Here is a 15107-nt window from a genome sequence, read left to right on the forward strand (position 1 = left end):
GGTCCTCCGGGTCGGCTTGGGTGCGACCTTTCGGCATTTCTGAACCCTTTATGGGGCCGGCGCCAACCGACTAAAGTCGAAGGTCGGCGCCTTTATTTTACAGTCAGGGCAAGCTTTGCCGCGTTTTTTCAGGGTTTGACCACCCGCACCTTGCCCGCCGCCTCGGTCGCCCGCTCGCGCGCCTGATCCGTGTCGGCGCCGCGGGCCAGGGCCACGCCCATGCGGCGACGCTCGAAGGCCTCGGGCTTGCCGAACAGGCGCAGGTCGGCGGTCGGCACCGACAGGGCCTCGGCCACGCCCTCATAGACCACGCCCTCGGCCTCCAGACCGCCATAGATGACGGCGCTGGCGCCGGGCTCGCGCAGGGTGACGTCCACGGGCAGGCCGAGGATGGCGCGGGCGTGCAGGGCGAACTCGCTCATGGTCTGGGTCGCCAGGGTCACCAGCCCGGTGTCGTGCGGGCGCGGCGAGACCTCGGAGAACCAGACCTGATCGCCGGTGACGAACAGTTCGACGCCGAAGACGCCGAGACCGCCCAGGGCGTCCGTGACCTTGCCCGCAATGTCCTGCGCCGCCGTCAACGCGGCCTCGCTCATGATCTGCGGCTGCCAGCTTTCGACATAGTCGCCCTTCTGCTGGCGATGGCCGATGGGAGCGCAGAAGTCGGTGCGCACGGCGCCGTCGCGCAAAGACCGCACGGTCAGCAGGGTGATCTCATAGTCGAAGGCGATGCGGCCCTCGACGATGACCCGGCCGCCCGCGACCCGGCCCGAGCCTTCCGCATAGGCCCAGGCGTCGGCGACTTGATCGGCGCGTTCGACATAGGACTGGCCCTTGCCCGAGGACGACATCACCGGCTTGACGAAGCAGGGGAAGCCCACGGCCTCAGCCCCCGCCGCCAGTTCTTCGGCGGAGCCCGCAAAGGCGTAGGGGCTGGTCGGCAGGCCCAGCTCCTCGGCGGCCAGACGGCGGATGCCCTCGCGGTTCATGGTCAGCTGGGTGGCGCGGGCGGTGGGGATGACGCGCGCCAGACCCGCCGCCTCGATGGCCGCCAGGGCGTCGGTGGCGATGGCCTCGATCTCCGGCACGATGATGTGCGGGGCCTCGGCCATGATCAGGCCGTTCAGCACCTGAGGATCGGTCATGGGGATGACGTGGCTGCGGTGCGCCACCTGCATGGCCGGGGCGTTGGCGTAGCGGTCCACCGCGATCACCTCGGCGCCCAGACGCTGCAGCTCGATGGCCACCTCCTTGCCCAGCTCGCCCGAGCCGAGCAGCATGACGCGCGTGGCGTGGTCGGTAAGCGGGGTGCCGATCTTCATGGCGTCAGGCTCCGGTAGCAGCAGGTTCGATCAGGTCCCAGGCGTTGCCGTAGAGGTCTTCGAAGACCACCACCTTGCCATAGGTCTCGTGACGGGGCGTTTCGCGGAAGACGACGCCGGCTTCCAGCCAGGCGGCGTGATCGCGCATCAGGTCGTCGGTGTAGAGGAACAGCCAGACGCGCCCGCCCGCCTGATCGCCGATCCGGGCCAGTTGTTCCGGCGTCGTCGCCTTGGCTAGCAGCAGGGAGGTCTGCCCGCCTTTGGGCGTGACCCGCACCCAGCGCTTGGCTCCGCCCATGTCGGTGTCTTCGGAAAGCTCGAAGCCCAGCTTGCCGACGAAGAAGGCGATGGCCTCGTCATAATCGCGGACCAACAGGCTGACAGCGCCGAGATGGCTCATGGGGCGATCTCGAGGGCAGGAACCGCATAGAGGCGGCGGAAGGCGTCCAGGGCGGCGCCGTGATAAATGCTGGCGTGGCTCTCGCTCGGGCGCGGGGTGAAGTCCCAGGTGACGCCGGGCAGGGCGTGGTCGCGCAGATTGGCGGTCAGGACGTCCATCGGCGCCTGCATCTCCTCGCCCTCGTCGCCCAGCGTCAGGATCAGGGTGCGCGGGTCGTTGGAATGGTCGCGCAGATGCGCCCCCGACTGCCGGGCCAGCCGCCCGCCGTCCCACCACAGGCTGGGGCTGACGGCGACATAGGCGTCGAACATCTGCGGTTCCTTCAGGAAGGTCTCAACCACGAACAGGCCCGCCAGCGATTCGCCCATCAGGGCCGTCTCGCCATTGGTGCGGAAGCGCCCGGCGATGAAGGGCTGGACCTCTTCGCCGATGAAACGGCGGAAGCGTTCGGACTGGCCCTGCGTCGGATAGCGGGCGATCAGCTCGGCGTTTTCAGTCGGCAGGGCCAGTTCGTTGCGGCGGTCGACCGAGGCGATGCCGACGACGATAACGTCGCGGGTGGTGCCGACGATGGTCCCCAGCTGGGCGATGCCCGAGATGTGGTGGAAGTCCTGATCCTGACCGCCGTCCAGCACATAGAGGACCGGATAGGTCTGGCCGCTGCGCTCATAGCCGGGCGGCAGCCAGACGTTGATCTCGCGCGCCTGGCCCATGACGGCCGAGGGCAGGGCGTAGGACTGGCCGATGACGATCGGCGTTTCGACCGCCACGGGGACGGTGGTCTGGGCCTCGGCAGTCTGGGCCAGGGCGGTAGCGCCGCTCGCCATCGACAAGCCGAAGCTGAGGACGAGGGCGAGACGGCGCATCTGGCTTACAGTCGGGCCTTGGCGGCTGCGACCACGGCCTCGGCGGTGATGCCGAACTCGCGGTAGAGGACTTCGGCCGGGGCGGAGGCGCCGAAGCCGGTCATGCCGACAAAGCCGCCGTCTTCGCCGATGAAGCGTTCCCAGCCCTGCTTGATGGCGGCTTCCACGGCGACGCGGACGGTGCCGCGGCCGATGACGGCGTCCTGATAGGCCTTGGGCTGCTGCTCGAACAGTTCGAAGCAGGGGACCGAGACGACGCGGGTCGGCACGCCTTCGGCCTCCAGCGTCTCGGCGGCCTTCAGCGCCAGGGCGACTTCGGTGCCGGTGCCGAACAGGGTGACTTTCGCCACGCCGTTGGCGGCCTTCAGCTCATAGGCGCCCTTGCGCGACAGGTTCTCGCCCGCGTCGGTCAGACGGACAGCCGGGGTCTTCTGACGCGACAGGCACATGCCCGACGGCGTCTTCTTGTGCTGCAGGGCGACCTGCCAGCACTCCAGCGCCTCGACCGTGTCGGCGGGACGGAAGACCATCAGGTTGGGGATGGCGCGCAGGGCCGCCAGGTGCTCGACCGGCTGGTGCGTCGGGCCGTCTTCGCCCAGACCGATCGAGTCATGGGTCAGGACGTGAACCACGCGCACGCCCATCAGGGCGCCCAGGCGGATGGCCGGGCGGCTGTAGTCCGCGAACGCCATGAAGGTGCCGGCATAGGGGATGACCCCGCCATGCAGGGCCAGGCCGTTCATCGCCGCGGCCATGCCGAATTCGCGGATGCCGTAGTTCAGGTAGCGACCGGCGTAGTCGGGAGCGTCGAGGATCTGGGTATCCTTGACGAAGGTGTTGTTCGAGCCGGTCAGGTCGGCCGAGCCGCCGATCAGCTCGGGGATGGCGGCGAACACCGTCTCCAGCGCTTCGCCCGACGACTGGCGCGTGGCCATGGCAGGCTGGGTCGAGACCAGTTCCTTCAGCTTGGCTTCAAGCGTCTCGAAGGCGCCGTTGGGCAGGTCGCCGGCCATGGCGCGGGTGAAGTCGTCGCGCTGGGCGTGGTTCAGCAGGCGGGCTTCCCAGCCCTTGCGGGTCTTGGCGCCCTGCTTGCCGACCTTGGCCCAGGCCTTCTGGACGCCTTCCGGCAGTTCGAACGGGGCGAAGGGCCAGTGCAGGGCCTGACGCGTGGCGGCGATCTCGGTGGCGCCCAGGGCGGCGCCGTGGGTCTTGTGGCTGCCCTCCATGGTGGCGGCGCCCTTGCCGATCTTGGTCTTGCAGGCGATCAGCGTCGGCTTGTCCTGCTTGGTCGCCCAGGCCAGGGCCTTCTGGATCTGCTTGTAGTCATGGCCGTCGATGGCCTTGACCGCCCAGCCCGAGGCCTTGAAGCGGGCCAACTGGTCGGTGGCGTCCGACAGGGACACCTTGCCGTCGATGGTGATTTCGTTGTCGTCCCACAGGACGCAGAGCTTGTTCAGCTTCAGGCGACCGGCAAGCGCAATGGCCTCCTGCGACACGCCTTCCATCAGGCATCCGTCGCCGGCGACGACCCAGGTGCGGTGGTCCACCAGATCCTTGCCGAAGCGGGCGGCCAGATGGCGCTCAGCGAGGGCGAAGCCGACCGAGGTGGCCAGGCCCTGACCCAGCGGGCCGGTGGTCGTCTCGATCCCGGCCATGTGGCCGTACTCGGGGTGACCGGCGGTCTTGAAGCCCCATTGGCGGAAGTTTTCCAGCTGTTCCCGGGTCGCGTCCTTGTAGCCCGTGAGGTGCAGCAGGCTGTAGATCAGCATGGAGCCGTGGCCCGCCGACAGGATGAAGCGGTCGCGGTCGGCCCAGTCGGGGCGGCTGGCGTCGAACTTCAGGAATTTCGAGTAGAGGACGGTGGCGACGTCGGCCATGCCCATGGGCATGCCGGGGTGGCCGCTCTTGGCCTTTTCAACGCCGTCCATGGACAGGACGCGGATGGCGTCCGCCATCTGCTTGGGCGAAGGCTTGGCGAATGCGGCTTGGGCGTCGGTCACGGCGAGACCTTTCCTCAGGAACAGGATAAAGCGGGGGCGCGCCGCCTTTACCCTGACGCGCGCACAGGTTCTATACGGAATCTGGACGAAAGGACCCCAATGGACGCCGTTACGGCCGCAAAGACACGCATCGACAAGGCCCTGGCCCTGCTGGAACGCAGAGTGCTGGAGCTGAAGGCGCGTCCGGCCACCGCCCCCGCCATCACCGACGACGACCTGTTCGCGCCGCGCCCGTCGAACGCCGCCGACCTGGTGCGGATCACCGAACTGGAAGCCGCAAGCCGCGACGCCGCCGAGGCCCTGGGCCGCGCCGCCGAGGCCGTGCGCGAGGTTCTGGCCGAGCAGGAGGCGCGCTGATGGCGACCGTCACGGTAGAGGTCAACGGCCGTTCCTATGCGGTGGGCTGCGCCGACGGCCAGGAAGAGCGCGTCGGCATCCTGGCCCGCCAGTTCGACACCCATGTGCGTCAGATCGCCGGCGACGTCGGCCATGTCGGCGACCTGCGTTTGTTCCTCATGGCTTCGCTGATGCTGGCCGACGAACTGCACGAGGCGCGTCAGCGTCTGGAAAACGGCCAGGGCCCAGCGGTCGAGGACGGCCCGAAAAAGGCCCCGCCGCCCCCGCCCGGCGACGGCGTGGCCGAGGCCCTGAACGCGGTCGCGGCCCGCATCGAGAAGATCTGCCAGACGATCTGAGGCAATTCTCCCTCCCCTTCATGGGGAGGGTGGCTGGCGCGAAGCGACAGACGGGTGGGGGCGGCAAGGCAAATCAACCGCTCCGCCCAGCATCGCCACCTCCTCCCCACCCGGTCGCTGCGCGACCACCCTCCCCAAAATGGGGAGGGAGAGGCCATTGTTGAATCCCACCGGACCGCCTATCTTGCTCGACGGCGGGTCCTGCTGCGGCTCACGTCGAAGACAACATATCCTTCTGACCTTAATTCACTCATAGGGATCTGTCCCTGTCCGGGCTCGAGGGCCTGGGCATACGGAGCCCACCTGGCTACCCAGGTCGAGAGGATTTAAACCGTCCTCACGGTTCACGCGGCGCCGCCACCCCATCTCATTTTGTGCGCTATGCTTGCGACGCGGTCGCTCGCGGCTTGAGCGCGCTTTCATTCACACTCGCGTTTAGCCGTCATCCTCGGGCTTGACCCGAGGATCGGGTTGCGCGACGCGCTCAACCTGTCCGGTCTTCAGCGCGCCGGTTGGCTCGATCCTCGGGTCAAGCCCGAGGATGACGGCGGAAGGCAGGTTGCCATGACCTCCAAACACGAACTCCGCGCCTCCATGCGCGCCCTGCGCAAGCGCCTGGCCGAGATCGACAACGAAGCCGCCGAGCGCGCCGCCGGTCATGCCGAGGCTTTGCCGTCGGGCGACACGGTGGCCCTCTATCGCGCCATGGGGTCGGAGCTGGACACGGACGCCCTGGCCGTCGCCCTGAATCAGGCGGGGCGTCGCCTGTGTCTGCCGGTGGTGATCGAGCGCGACGCCGCCATGATCTTCCGCGCCTGGGCGCCGGGCGAGCCGCTTGAGCTGGACGCCGCCGGCTGCCCCGCGCCCCTACCATTGAGCGAGGTCGTGACGCCCGACCTGATCCTGACGCCGCTGCTGGCCTTTGACGCTCACGGCGGGCGGCTGGGGCAGGGGGGCGGCTATTACGACCGGACCTTCGTGGTCCTGCCGGACGCCGTGCGCGTCGGCTTCGCCTATGCCGGACAGGCGGTCGAGCGCCTGGCGCTGGAGCCGCACGACATGCGTCTGCATGGCGTTTTGACCGAGACCGGCTATAGAGCCGCCGTATGAGATTGGCATTTTTCGGTGACGTGGTCGGCAAGTCCGGGCGCGATGGTTTGACGGATCATCTTCCGGGGCTGAGGCGCGACCTCAAGCTCGACTTCGTGGTGGTCAACGCCGAGAACGCCGCGGGCGGCTTCGGCATCACCGAGAACACGGCGCGCGAGATCTTCGCCGCCGGGGCCGATGTCCTGACGCTAGGCAATCACAGCTGGGACCAGCGCGAGGCCCTGACCTATATCGTGCGCGAGCCGCGCCTGATCCGTCCGGCCAACTATCCCCGCCTGATGGATGCGCCGGGTCGCGGCGCCGATGTCTTCGTCACCGCCGACGGTCGTCGGGTTCTGGTCATCAACGTCCTGGGCCGCGTCCATATGGACCCGATGGACGACCCCTTCAGCGCCGTTGAGCGCGAGCTGGAGGCTGCGCCCCTGGGCGTCGTCGCCGACGCCGTCATCGTCGATATGCACGCCGAGGCCACCAGCGAGAAGATGGGCATGGGCCATTTCTGCGACGGCCGCGCCAGCCTGGTTGTCGGCACCCACACCCACGTCCCGACCGCCGACGCCCAGATCCTGCCCCACGGCACGGCCTATCAGACCGACGCTGGCGGCTGCTGCGACTATGACTCGGTCATCGGCAATGACAAGGAAGAGCCGCTGCGCCGCTTCACCACGCGGCTGTCCGGCGGGCGCTACATCCCCGCCAGCGGCCCGGCCACCATCTGCGGCGTCTTCGTCGAGACGGACGACCGCACCGGACTGGCCAAGCGGGTCGAGCCCATCCGCGTCGGCGGACGGTTGAGCCAAGCCATCCCGCAGGTCTGATACACGGCCTGGCCGTTGCGCTGACAAAACGATTGACAGGAAAGATTACACTTGTAGCTTTTGATGGCTACAAACGTAATCAGGAGGGTCCCGTGCTTCGTATCCTGCGTTTTGTTCCGCTTTCCCTAGCGTTCCTCGCAAGTCCGGCCTTCGCCGCCGAACGCTTCGGCATGGGGCAGGTCTTCGTCGACGCCAATGTCTTCATGAAGCTGATCATGGTGCTGTTGATCGCGGCGACCATCGCGGCTGTCGTGGTGGCTGCGGTCAAGTTGGCGTCCGGCTCAAGGCTGACCGGCGGCTCGGCCTTCCTGTCGGCCCTGCGGCTGGGCGGACCGCTGATCAGCCTGCTGGGGGCGGCCTATATCGCCCTGACGGGCTTTATGGCCGTGGCCGAGATAGGCCAGACCAATCTGGTGATCTGGGCGCCGGCCATCGCAGAGGCGTCACTGCTTCTGGTGCTGGGTCTGCTGTCGGGCGTGGTGGCGGTGATCGCCCACTGGGCGGTGGAGGCGCGGATCGACCGCGCCGTGCTGCGGGTCTGATGAGCCGAATTCCGATCACCGAAGCCGAAAGCGAGGTTCTGGCCGCCCTGTGGCGACGCGGCCCGCTTTCGGCCAAGGCTCTGCTGGCCGAGGTCAAGGCGGCTCAGGCCTGGGGAGACGCCACGATCAAGACCTTGTTGCACCGCCTGATGCGTAAGGGGGCGGTGCTGTCCGAACGGGACGACGGGCGGCAGCAGTATCGCGCCCTGGTCAGCCGTCAGGCCTATGTCGAGGGCGAGGTGCAGGCGCTGGCGGACCGTCTATTCAAGGGCGATCGGCAAGCCCTGCTCAATGCCCTGCGGTCGGACTGAGTTAGTTCGGTTTCGGCGTCGCCAGTCGCGTTTCCAAGGCGCGCAGGCGGCCCTCCTCGGCCTTGAGATCGCCGGTCAACTGGCCCTTGAGCGCCGGGTCGGTGGTGGCGGCCAGAAGGGCGCGGGTGTCAGCGACGGCCTGACGGCGTGCGGCGATCAGGCGCGACAGCTCATCGCCCTCGGCGGACACAGGCGCAGCCCGCTTGGCCGCCGCAGCCTGTTCTTCCTCGGTGGTCTTCAGCGCGGCGGCTTGCCGGGCGGCGGCCGCGTCGCGCAGGGCGTGCTGGACCGGGTCGCCGCCCTCGAAGTCGCAGGCGGCCAGAAGGGCCGCGCCGGCGACGACGAAAGCGACGGCGTGCAGGCGCATCAGCCCTCGATCCAGTTCGGCATCCAGCCTTCGTGGATTTCGCGCAGGTGGGCGACGGGGATGCGATAGAGCTCGCCCTTCGGACCCGAGGAGGCGAAGTCCGCGCCCTTGGCGACGCCGACGACCGAGGCGTGCAGACCGGCTTCCTGGGCCTTGGCGATCAGGGCCTCGGCGTCCGAGACGGCGACCAGATAGCGGGCCTGGTCCTCGCCGAACAGGAAGCCGTGGGCATGGGCGGCGCTGGAGGCGTTCAGCTCGATGCCGACGTCAGAGGCCAAAGCCAGGTCGGCGGCGGCGCCGACCAGACCGCCGTCCGACAGGTCGTGAACGACCGTCAGTTCGCCGGTCTCGATCAGACCGCGCACGAAGTCGCCGGTCTTGCGTTCCAGCTTCAGGTCCACCGGCGGCGGGGCGCCGTCTTCGCGGTTCAGAACCTCGCGCAGATAGATGGAGGCGCCCAGTTCGCCGTGCGTCTGACCGATCAGGACGAGGACATCGCCCTCGACCACGCCGCCGAAGCCGGTCACCACGTCGTAGTTGGTCAGCAGGCCGACCGCGCCGACCGTCGGGGTCGGCGGAATGGCGATGCCGTTGGTCTCGTTGTAGAGCGAGACGTTGCCCGAGACGACGGGGAAGTCCAGCTCGCGGCAGGCCTCGGCCATGCCGTCGGTGGCGCGCACGATCTGGCCCATGATCTCGGGGCGCTGCGGGTTGCCGAAGTTGAGGTTGTCGGTGATGGCGATGGGACGCGAGCCCACGGCGGTCAGGTTGCGCCAGGCCTCGGCCACAGCCTGCTTGCCGCCCTCATAGGGGTCGGCCTGGACATAGCGCGGGGTGCAGTCGCTGGTCACGGCCAGGCCCTTGTCGGTGCCGTGGACGCGGACCACGCCGGCGTCGGCGCCGGTCGAGGAGTCCTGCAGGGTGTCGGCCATGACGTGACGGTCGTACTGTTCCCAGATCCAGCGCTTGGACGCCATGTCGGGGCAGGCGATCACCTTGATCACCGCGTCATTCCAGCTCTCGGGGGCCGGAACCTCGGCCGGGTCGAGGCGCGGCTGCAGTTCCGGCTGGACCCAGGGACGGTCGTAGAGGGGGGCGTCGTCGAACAGCGGGGCCAGCGGCACGTCGCAGACCACCTCGCCGTGATGCTTCAGCACCAGATGGCCGGTGTTGGTGGTCTTGCCGATGATGGCGAAGTCCAGACCCCACTTCTGGAAGATGCGATAGCCGACGTCCTCGAAGCCCGGCTTCAGGACCGCGAGCATGCGCTCCTGGCTTTCCGACAGCATCATCTCATAGGCGGTCATGCCCTCTTCGCGTTGGGGCACCTTGTCGAGGTCCAGCTCGACGCCGACGCCGCCCTTGCCGGCCATTTCGACCGAGGAAGAGGTCAGGCCCGCCGCGCCCATGTCCTGGATGGCGGCCACGGCGCCCGAGGCCATCAGCTCCAGCGTGGCCTCGATCAGCAGCTTCTCGGCGAAGGGGTCGCCGACCTGGACGGTGGGGCGCTTGGCCTCCGACTCGTCGTCGAACTCGGTCGAGGACATGGTGGCGCCGTGGATGCCGTCGCGGCCCGTCTTGGAGCCGAAATAGACCACGTCATGGCCGGCTTCCGGCGCGGCCGAATAGTAGATTTCATCGGCGCGGGCCAGGCCGACGCACATGGCGTTGACCAGGATGTTGCCGTTGTAGCCCTTGTGGAAGTTGGTCTCGCCCGCGACCGTCGGCACGCCGACGCAGTTGCCGTAGCCGCCGATGCCGGCGACCACGCCCTTGACCAGGCGCTTGGACTTCTCGTGCGACGGGTCGCCAAAGCGCAGGGCGTTCAGCAAGGCCACCGGGCGGGCGCCCATGGTGAAGACGTCGCGCATGATGCCGCCTACGCCCGTCGCCGCGCCCTGATAGGGCTCGATATAGGAGGGGTGGTTGTGGCTCTCCATCTTGAAGATGCAGGCGTCGCCGTCGTCGATGTCGATGACCCCGGCGTTCTCGCCCGGGCCGCAGATGACGCGCGGTCCCGTGACCGGGAACTTCATCAGCTGCTTCTTGGAGGATTTGTAGGAGCAGTGCTCGGACCACATGACCGAGAAGACGCCCAGCTCGACCTGGTTGGGCTCTCGGCCCAGCCGGTCCAGCAGGACCTCATACTCGTTCGGAGCCAGACCGTATTCAGCGGCCAATTCTGCGGTGGTCTTTTGCGGAGCGCTCATGGGCGGGGCTTCTAGCCGGGTCTGAGCCTCCTGTCAGCCCGTCCGTTCAGCGGGCGCGCTCGATCCCGCGTTTCAGACCGAAGACCAGGATCACGGCGGCGACCACCAGCAGGAAGGCGGCGCCCAGGGCGGTGAAGCCAAGCAACGGATTCCGCTCCTGTTCCGCCACGAAGGCCCCGACCAGACCCCAGGCGATGGGAAGAGAGTAGGCCATGGTGCGCAGGTAAAGCGTGACCTCGATCCCCACCAGAACCACGACCACGATCGCCGCCATGGCCCAAGCCGTGGGCGAGGCGAAGGCGGGCAGGGCGTCGAAGGCTGTCGCCGTGGTGATCAGGTTCAGCGGCGCGGCGATGGTCAGCCAGCCCGCCAGCGCCGCCAGCGGCCAGATCAGCAACCAACGGTCCCGCTCCATGACGCCGGTGGTGCGAATGGTCCTGGCTGTCGCCAGCAGGAGCACCAGCAGGGCCAGCAGGGAGGCGAAGATGATGACCACGCTGGCCGCCTTCAGGTTCAGGGCGGCGGCGATGATCCACATGCCGATGCCGAACATCGCCACCGCCGAGGGCCAGCCCAGGCGGTTGATCAGCAGGCTCTCGCCCGTCTGCGGCAGGGCCTGTCGCCCGGCGTAGGCCAGCAGGCCGAGATAGAGCAGGCCCCAGATCGAAAAGGCGTAGCCCGCCACCTGCAGGGTCTGATTGCCGTCCGCCGCGAACTCGGCCTGTGACAGGCCGAACCCGCCCAGGTTCTGCACAATGGGAACCACCACGGCGAAGACGACGGCGGCCAGCACGGCCAGACGGCGGGTCTGCTGGGCAGGCGTAGGGCGTTCGATGGCGGACATGCGGGCGTCTCCGGCTCAGCTTCGCCGTATGTACGCGTCAGCGGCGCGATTGGTTCACCGGAACCGTGAAGGCGGAACGTCGCTTAGCTCAGGAAAGGCTCAACAAGGAGACCGCCATGGCCGACCCTGACGACCTGCCGGAGGACCCGGCCCTCGACACCGACGAGGTGGAGACCAATCGCGCCCTGGAGCAGGGACTGGGCGTCGGCGCCCGCGAACTGGCGGCGATCGGCGAGTCGGGCGCGGTGGGCACGCTGGAGCGCCCGCTGGATGAAGACGGCGAACCGATCGAGCCGGAGATCGAGGTCGACGAACTGGGCCGCAGCGCCAGCGTGCTGGACCGTAGGAAGCCGCTTCAGGATGACGACAAGGAGCAGCTGGACAAGGAGTCCGACGCCTAGACCGATCAGGCGGCGGCGTAGATGCTCTGGAACAGGACGGCGCCGTCGGCGCTGCCCAGCTCGGCTTCGAAGGCGCGGTCGGGGTGGGGCATCATGCCCAGCACATTGCCGCGTTCGTTCTGGATGCCGGCGATGTCGGCGACCGAGCCGTTGGGGTTGTCGACATAGCGGAACACCACCTGACCCTCGCCCTCGAGACGCGCCAGGGTCTCGGCGTCGGCGAAGTAGTTCCCGTCGCCGTTGCCCTGGGTCATGACGACTTCGCGCTGGCCCTGATAGCCCGAGGTGAAGCGGGTCTGGCCATTGGCGACCGTCAGGCTGATCGGCTTGCAGACGTATTTCAGACCGGCGTTGCGCAGCAGGGCGCCCGGCAGCATGCCGGCTTCGCACAGGACCTGGAAGCCGTTGCAGATGCCGACCACGGTGACGCCGTCGTCGGCGGCCTTCTTGACGGCCTGCATGATCGGGGCCTGGGCCGCCATCGCGCCGCAGCGCAGATAGTCGCCGTAGGAGAAGCCGCCCGGCAGGACGATCAGATCGAGGCCTTTCGGCAGCTCGGTCTCGGCGTGCCAGACCATTTGGACCTGTTCGCCAGTGGAACGTTCGACGGCGACCTTGCAGTCGCGGTCGCAGTTGGAACCCGGGAAGACGATGACGGCTGCGCTCATGGGCGGGCCTCCTAGCACCCTTCGCGAGGAATGTCAGGCGGGACCGCAAAATGAAGAGGCCGCCCACGGCGGGGCGGCCCTTCCTGTCGCTTGGATGTCCAACTCAGGCTGTTTGGCGACGGCGCTGCAGGGTCAGGACCGCAAAGCCCGCCAGGACCATGGTCAACAGGATCATGGCCCACTCCGTCAGCGTGGGAACGGCGGCGGGGGACGACGTCGTCGTGGGGCCCACCGCGATGCTGGAAGGATTGACGCCGACCGTAACGGTGTCGACCACGGTGTTCGTCGCCGTGTCGATGACCGAGATCGTTCCTGCAACGCCGCCCGCATGGACGCCGTAGTTGGCGACGTAGAGGCGCGATCCGTCGCCTGAGAAGGCGAGCGAGTGAGGGTTCGACCCTACGTTGGTGGCGGATGTCTGGGCATGAGTGGTCGTGTCATAGCCGTAAACAACGCCGCTGGAGCTGTAGCTGGCGACATGGACGGAATTGCCGTTCGGATGCACCGCCGAGGCGTGAGGGGTGGAGCCGACGGGGTAGTTGCCGATCACAGTGTGGTCGCTTGTCCTGATCTTCGTCAGGGAGCCGCCGTTGCCGTTGGCGACATAGGCGAAGCTTCCGTCGCTCGAGAACGCGACATTGTAGGCGGAGGCCTGCGCCGGAACACTGGCGACGACGGTGTTGTTGCTCGTCTGGATGACAGAGACGGTGCTGCTGTTGAAGTTGACGGCGTAAACAAAGGCGTTGTCGGGCGAGACGGCCACGCTGATGGGGCCGCCGCCGACATTCACCGTGGCGATGACCGCATTGCTGGACGTGTCGATGACCGAGACGGTGTCCGAGCCGAAGTTGGCGCTGTAGGCGCGGGCGCCGTTGGGCGATACCGCCACGCTATAGGGCGTGTTTCCAACGGGAATGGCGGTCAACTGGGTGTGGTTGGCGGTGTCGATGACCGAAACGGAGCCGCCGCCGGCGTTGGCGGCATAGGCGCGGGCGCTGTTGGGCGAGATCGCAATGCCCTGAGGGTTGGTTCCGACGGCGACGTTATGGATCGAGTTCCCCTCGTTGGGGCGAACGATCGACACCGTGTTTGAGCCGGCGTTTGCGACGTACAAGGTCTGGGCGAACGCAGGGCTGGCCAGGCCCATTGAAAGGACGACGCCGAGAAGCGCGCGTCGGGCTCGTCTGGAAACGGGCGTGATCAAGAGCGTGTCTCCCCTTTTTCGTAAGAAACCCAGTTTCTGGCCGTGGAGGGAAAAGCATTCTTCGTTGTTTATGGCAACGCTTTAGCCGCGCATGTGATCACGACGTTCAGCCGCGTCCGGTCAGCCAGGCCACCACCCAGACCGCGAAACCGCCCAGCGACAGGGCCACGCCGACCCAGCCGGTCGAGGTCCAGCCCCAGCCCGCCGCCACGGCCATGCCGCCCAGCAGGGGGCCGATGGCGTTGGCGGTGTTGAAGGCCGAGTGGTTCAGGGCGGCGGCCAGGGTCTGGGCGTCGCCGGCCACGTCCATCAGGCGGGTCTGCAGGATGGAACCCAGCCCGCCGCCGCCGCCGATCAGGAAGACCACGATCAGCATGGCCCACAGGTGCGGGGCCGCGAAGGGATAGAGGGCCAGCGCCGCCGCGCTCCACAGCAGCAGTCCGCCCGCCGCCTTCATGCCGTATCGGTCGGCGGCCCAGGCCCCCAGCAGGTTGCCGCTCATCATGCCCAGACCGAAAATGGCGAAGACCCAGGGCAGGACCTCGGGCTCGACGCCGGTCACGGCGGTCAGGGTCGAGGCCAGATAGGCGTAGACCGCGAACATGCCGCCGAAGCCAATGGCCCCGACACCCAGGGTCAGCCAGACCTGCCCGCGCTTCAGAGCGCCCAATTCGCGCAGGGGGCTGGCGTCGGCGTGGGCTGGATCGCGTGGGGCGAACAGGGCGACCAGGGCCATGGTGACGACGGCCAGGACGCTGACGATGGCGAAGGTCCAGCGCCAGCCGAAACTGTGGCTGACGGCGGTGGCGACCGGCACGCCGATGACGGTGGCGACGGTCAGGCCCAGCAAGATGGTGGACACCGCGCGGGTGCGCAGCCTCAGCGGCACCAGCGAGGCCGCGACCAGGGCCGCCACGCCGAAATAGGCGCCGTGGGGAATGCCGCTGAGGAAGCGGAAGGCCAGCATCCACTCATAGGTGGGGGCGATGGCGCTCAACGCATTGCCGACCGCGAACAGGGCCATGAAGCCGATCAGCAGCAGCCAGCGCGGCAGACGCGCGCCCAGTACGGCCAGGATGGGCGCTCCGACCACGACGCCGGCGGCGTAGGCGCTGATGACGTGCCCAGCGGTCGGCTCGTCGACGCCCAGACCCGCCGCGAAGTCAGGCAGGACGCTCATGGCCGCGAACTCGGTCACCCCGATGGCGAAGCCGCCCATGGCCAGGGCCAGCAGGACCAGGGCCACCTTGCCGGGGGCGGCCACCGTCTCCATCGCGGGCGACGGCGCGCAAACGTGCTCGTCGATACAGGCGGCGGTGTCGGTGGGGAGCATGAACTATCGCAATGCA

At 68.0% G+C, this 15107-nt stretch carries 17 protein-coding genes and 1 other RNA gene; 8 read left to right on the forward strand and 10 right to left on the reverse strand.

The annotated features are described in order from the left end of the window. Positions 1-128: 128 nt before the first annotated feature. Genes purT through tkt form a run of 4 tightly spaced genes read right to left on the reverse strand, consistent with a single transcriptional unit; the run spans position 129 to position 4543 of the window. Positions 129-1322 carry a formate-dependent phosphoribosylglycinamide formyltransferase gene (gene purT, locus ACI2KI_RS08420; protein WP_404619189.1) on the reverse strand — a complete coding sequence of 398 codons (1194 nt, stop codon included), beginning with the start codon at positions 1320-1322 and terminating at the stop codon, positions 129-131. 4 nt (positions 1323-1326) lie between these two features. Then, complete coding sequence (locus ACI2KI_RS08425; protein ID WP_404619191.1) at positions 1327-1722, reverse strand: VOC family protein; 396 nt, start codon at positions 1720-1722, stop codon at positions 1327-1329. Beyond that, a complete protein-coding gene (locus ACI2KI_RS08430) occupies positions 1719-2588 on the reverse strand; it encodes an alpha/beta hydrolase (protein WP_404619193.1) in 870 nt (289 codons plus the stop codon). The genes ACI2KI_RS08425 and ACI2KI_RS08430 overlap by 4 nt, the downstream gene beginning before the upstream one ends. Positions 2589-2593: 5 nt before the next feature. Beyond that, the gene (gene tkt, locus ACI2KI_RS08435; RefSeq protein ID WP_404619604.1) at positions 2594-4543 is read right to left on the reverse strand and encodes a transketolase; all 1950 of its coding nucleotides are present in this window, start codon (positions 4541-4543) and stop codon (positions 2594-2596) included. A 144-nt stretch (positions 4544-4687) separates the two neighbouring features. Between tkt and ACI2KI_RS08440 the strand changes: the two genes are divergently transcribed. The 7 genes from ACI2KI_RS08440 (at position 4688) to ACI2KI_RS08470 (ending at position 8064) form a co-directional block, all read left to right on the forward strand. Next, entirely contained in the window at positions 4688-4945 is a 258-nt protein-coding gene (locus tag ACI2KI_RS08440; protein ID WP_404619195.1) for a hypothetical protein, read from the forward strand. Continuing rightward, entirely contained in the window at positions 4945-5283 is a 339-nt protein-coding gene (locus ACI2KI_RS08445) for a cell division protein ZapA (protein WP_312063792.1), read from the forward strand. Before ACI2KI_RS08440 ends, ACI2KI_RS08445 begins: the two co-directional genes overlap by 1 nt. A gap of 198 nt (positions 5284-5481) precedes the next feature. Next, positions 5482-5642: non-coding RNA, 6S RNA (ssrS, locus tag ACI2KI_RS08450), on the forward strand. A gap of 205 nt (positions 5643-5847) precedes the next feature. Beyond that, positions 5848-6393, forward strand: coding sequence for a 5-formyltetrahydrofolate cyclo-ligase (locus ACI2KI_RS08455; RefSeq protein WP_404619198.1), 546 nt, complete (start codon positions 5848-5850; stop codon positions 6391-6393). Further along, on the forward strand, positions 6390-7211 hold the full coding sequence (locus ACI2KI_RS08460) for a YmdB family metallophosphoesterase (RefSeq protein ID WP_404619200.1): 822 nt from the start codon (positions 6390-6392) through the stop codon (positions 7209-7211). Before ACI2KI_RS08455 ends, ACI2KI_RS08460 begins: the two co-directional genes overlap by 4 nt. A 92-nt stretch (positions 7212-7303) precedes the next feature. Continuing rightward, a complete protein-coding gene (locus tag ACI2KI_RS08465; protein ID WP_404619202.1) occupies positions 7304-7753 on the forward strand; it encodes a hypothetical protein in 450 nt (149 codons plus the stop codon). Next, on the forward strand, positions 7753-8064 hold the full coding sequence (locus tag ACI2KI_RS08470) for a BlaI/MecI/CopY family transcriptional regulator (protein WP_404619204.1): 312 nt from the start codon (positions 7753-7755) through the stop codon (positions 8062-8064). The genes ACI2KI_RS08465 and ACI2KI_RS08470 overlap by 1 nt, the downstream gene beginning before the upstream one ends. 1 nt (position 8065) lies before the next feature. Here the strand turns inward: ACI2KI_RS08470 and ACI2KI_RS08475 are convergent, their stop codons facing one another. The 3 genes from ACI2KI_RS08475 to ACI2KI_RS08485 are packed head-to-tail and all read right to left on the reverse strand — an operon-like array spanning position 8066 to position 11485. Beyond that, the gene (locus ACI2KI_RS08475; protein ID WP_404619206.1) at positions 8066-8431 is read right to left on the reverse strand and encodes an indole-3-glycerol-phosphate synthase; all 366 of its coding nucleotides are present in this window, start codon (positions 8429-8431) and stop codon (positions 8066-8068) included. Then, positions 8431-10641 (reverse strand): phosphoribosylformylglycinamidine synthase subunit PurL, encoded by a 2211-nt coding sequence (gene purL, locus ACI2KI_RS08480; RefSeq protein ID WP_404619208.1) that lies wholly within the window; start codon positions 10639-10641, stop codon positions 8431-8433. The genes ACI2KI_RS08475 and purL overlap by 1 nt, the downstream gene beginning before the upstream one ends. A 46-nt stretch (positions 10642-10687) precedes the next feature. Next, positions 10688-11485, reverse strand: coding sequence for a hypothetical protein (locus ACI2KI_RS08485; protein WP_404619210.1), 798 nt, complete (start codon positions 11483-11485; stop codon positions 10688-10690). A 116-nt stretch (positions 11486-11601) separates the two neighbouring features. Here ACI2KI_RS08485 and ACI2KI_RS08490 point away from each other — a divergent pair, with 116 nt between their 5' ends. Next, the gene (locus tag ACI2KI_RS08490; RefSeq protein WP_404619213.1) at positions 11602-11886 is read left to right on the forward strand and encodes a hypothetical protein; all 285 of its coding nucleotides are present in this window, start codon (positions 11602-11604) and stop codon (positions 11884-11886) included. A gap of 5 nt (positions 11887-11891) precedes the next feature. Here ACI2KI_RS08490 and purQ read toward each other — a convergent pair whose 3' ends face one another. From purQ to ACI2KI_RS08505, 3 genes are all read right to left on the reverse strand, one after another. Next, positions 11892-12554 carry a phosphoribosylformylglycinamidine synthase subunit PurQ gene (purQ, locus tag ACI2KI_RS08495; protein ID WP_292084100.1) on the reverse strand — a complete coding sequence of 221 codons (663 nt, stop codon included), beginning with the start codon at positions 12552-12554 and terminating at the stop codon, positions 11892-11894. Between the two features lie 103 nt (positions 12555-12657). Then, the gene (locus tag ACI2KI_RS08500) at positions 12658-13701 is read right to left on the reverse strand and encodes a beta-propeller fold lactonase family protein (RefSeq protein ID WP_404619606.1); all 1044 of its coding nucleotides are present in this window, start codon (positions 13699-13701) and stop codon (positions 12658-12660) included. 163 nt (positions 13702-13864) lie between these two features. Next, a complete protein-coding gene (locus ACI2KI_RS08505) occupies positions 13865-15091 on the reverse strand; it encodes an MFS transporter (RefSeq protein ID WP_404619215.1) in 1227 nt (408 codons plus the stop codon). Between the last annotated feature and the right edge of the window lie 16 nt (positions 15092-15107).

Source organism: Brevundimonas sp. NPDC046655 (genome assembly GCF_044901625.1).
Lineage (GTDB): Bacteria > Pseudomonadota > Alphaproteobacteria > Caulobacterales > Caulobacteraceae > Brevundimonas.

Excerpts from the sequence above, each read along its gene's own strand:
- ACI2KI_RS08460 (WP_404619200.1), top strand. The coding sequence starts at position 6,390 with ATGAGATTGGCATTTTTCGGTGACGTGGTCGGCAAGTCCGGGCGCGAT.
- ACI2KI_RS08440 (WP_404619195.1), top strand. The coding sequence starts at position 4,688 with ATGGACGCCGTTACGGCCGCAAAGACACGCATCGACAAGGCCCTGGCC.
- ACI2KI_RS08455 (WP_404619198.1), top strand. The coding sequence starts at position 5,848 with ATGACCTCCAAACACGAACTCCGCGCCTCCATGCGCGCCCTGCGCAAG.
- ACI2KI_RS08500 (WP_404619606.1), bottom strand. The coding sequence starts at position 13,701 with ATGGGCCTGGCCAGCCCTGCGTTCGCCCAGACCTTGTACGTCGCAAAC.
- ACI2KI_RS08470 (WP_404619204.1), top strand. The coding sequence starts at position 7,753 with ATGAGCCGAATTCCGATCACCGAAGCCGAAAGCGAGGTTCTGGCCGCC.
- ACI2KI_RS08485 (WP_404619210.1), bottom strand. The coding sequence starts at position 11,485 with ATGTCCGCCATCGAACGCCCTACGCCTGCCCAGCAGACCCGCCGTCTG.
- tkt (WP_404619604.1), bottom strand. The coding sequence starts at position 4,543 with ATGGCGGACGCCATCCGCGTCCTGTCCATGGACGGCGTTGAAAAGGCC.
- purT (WP_404619189.1), bottom strand. The coding sequence starts at position 1,322 with ATGAAGATCGGCACCCCGCTTACCGACCACGCCACGCGCGTCATGCTG.
- purL (WP_404619208.1), bottom strand. The coding sequence starts at position 10,641 with ATGAGCGCTCCGCAAAAGACCACCGCAGAATTGGCCGCTGAATACGGT.
- ACI2KI_RS08475 (WP_404619206.1), bottom strand. The coding sequence starts at position 8,431 with ATGCGCCTGCACGCCGTCGCTTTCGTCGTCGCCGGCGCGGCCCTTCTG.
- ACI2KI_RS08505 (WP_404619215.1), bottom strand. The coding sequence starts at position 15,091 with ATGCTCCCCACCGACACCGCCGCCTGTATCGACGAGCACGTTTGCGCG.
- ACI2KI_RS08425 (WP_404619191.1), bottom strand. The coding sequence starts at position 1,722 with ATGAGCCATCTCGGCGCTGTCAGCCTGTTGGTCCGCGATTATGACGAG.
- ACI2KI_RS08490 (WP_404619213.1), top strand. The coding sequence starts at position 11,602 with ATGGCCGACCCTGACGACCTGCCGGAGGACCCGGCCCTCGACACCGAC.
- ACI2KI_RS08430 (WP_404619193.1), bottom strand. The coding sequence starts at position 2,588 with ATGCGCCGTCTCGCCCTCGTCCTCAGCTTCGGCTTGTCGATGGCGAGC.
- purQ (WP_292084100.1), bottom strand. The coding sequence starts at position 12,554 with ATGAGCGCAGCCGTCATCGTCTTCCCGGGTTCCAACTGCGACCGCGAC.
- ACI2KI_RS08445 (WP_312063792.1), top strand. The coding sequence starts at position 4,945 with ATGGCGACCGTCACGGTAGAGGTCAACGGCCGTTCCTATGCGGTGGGC.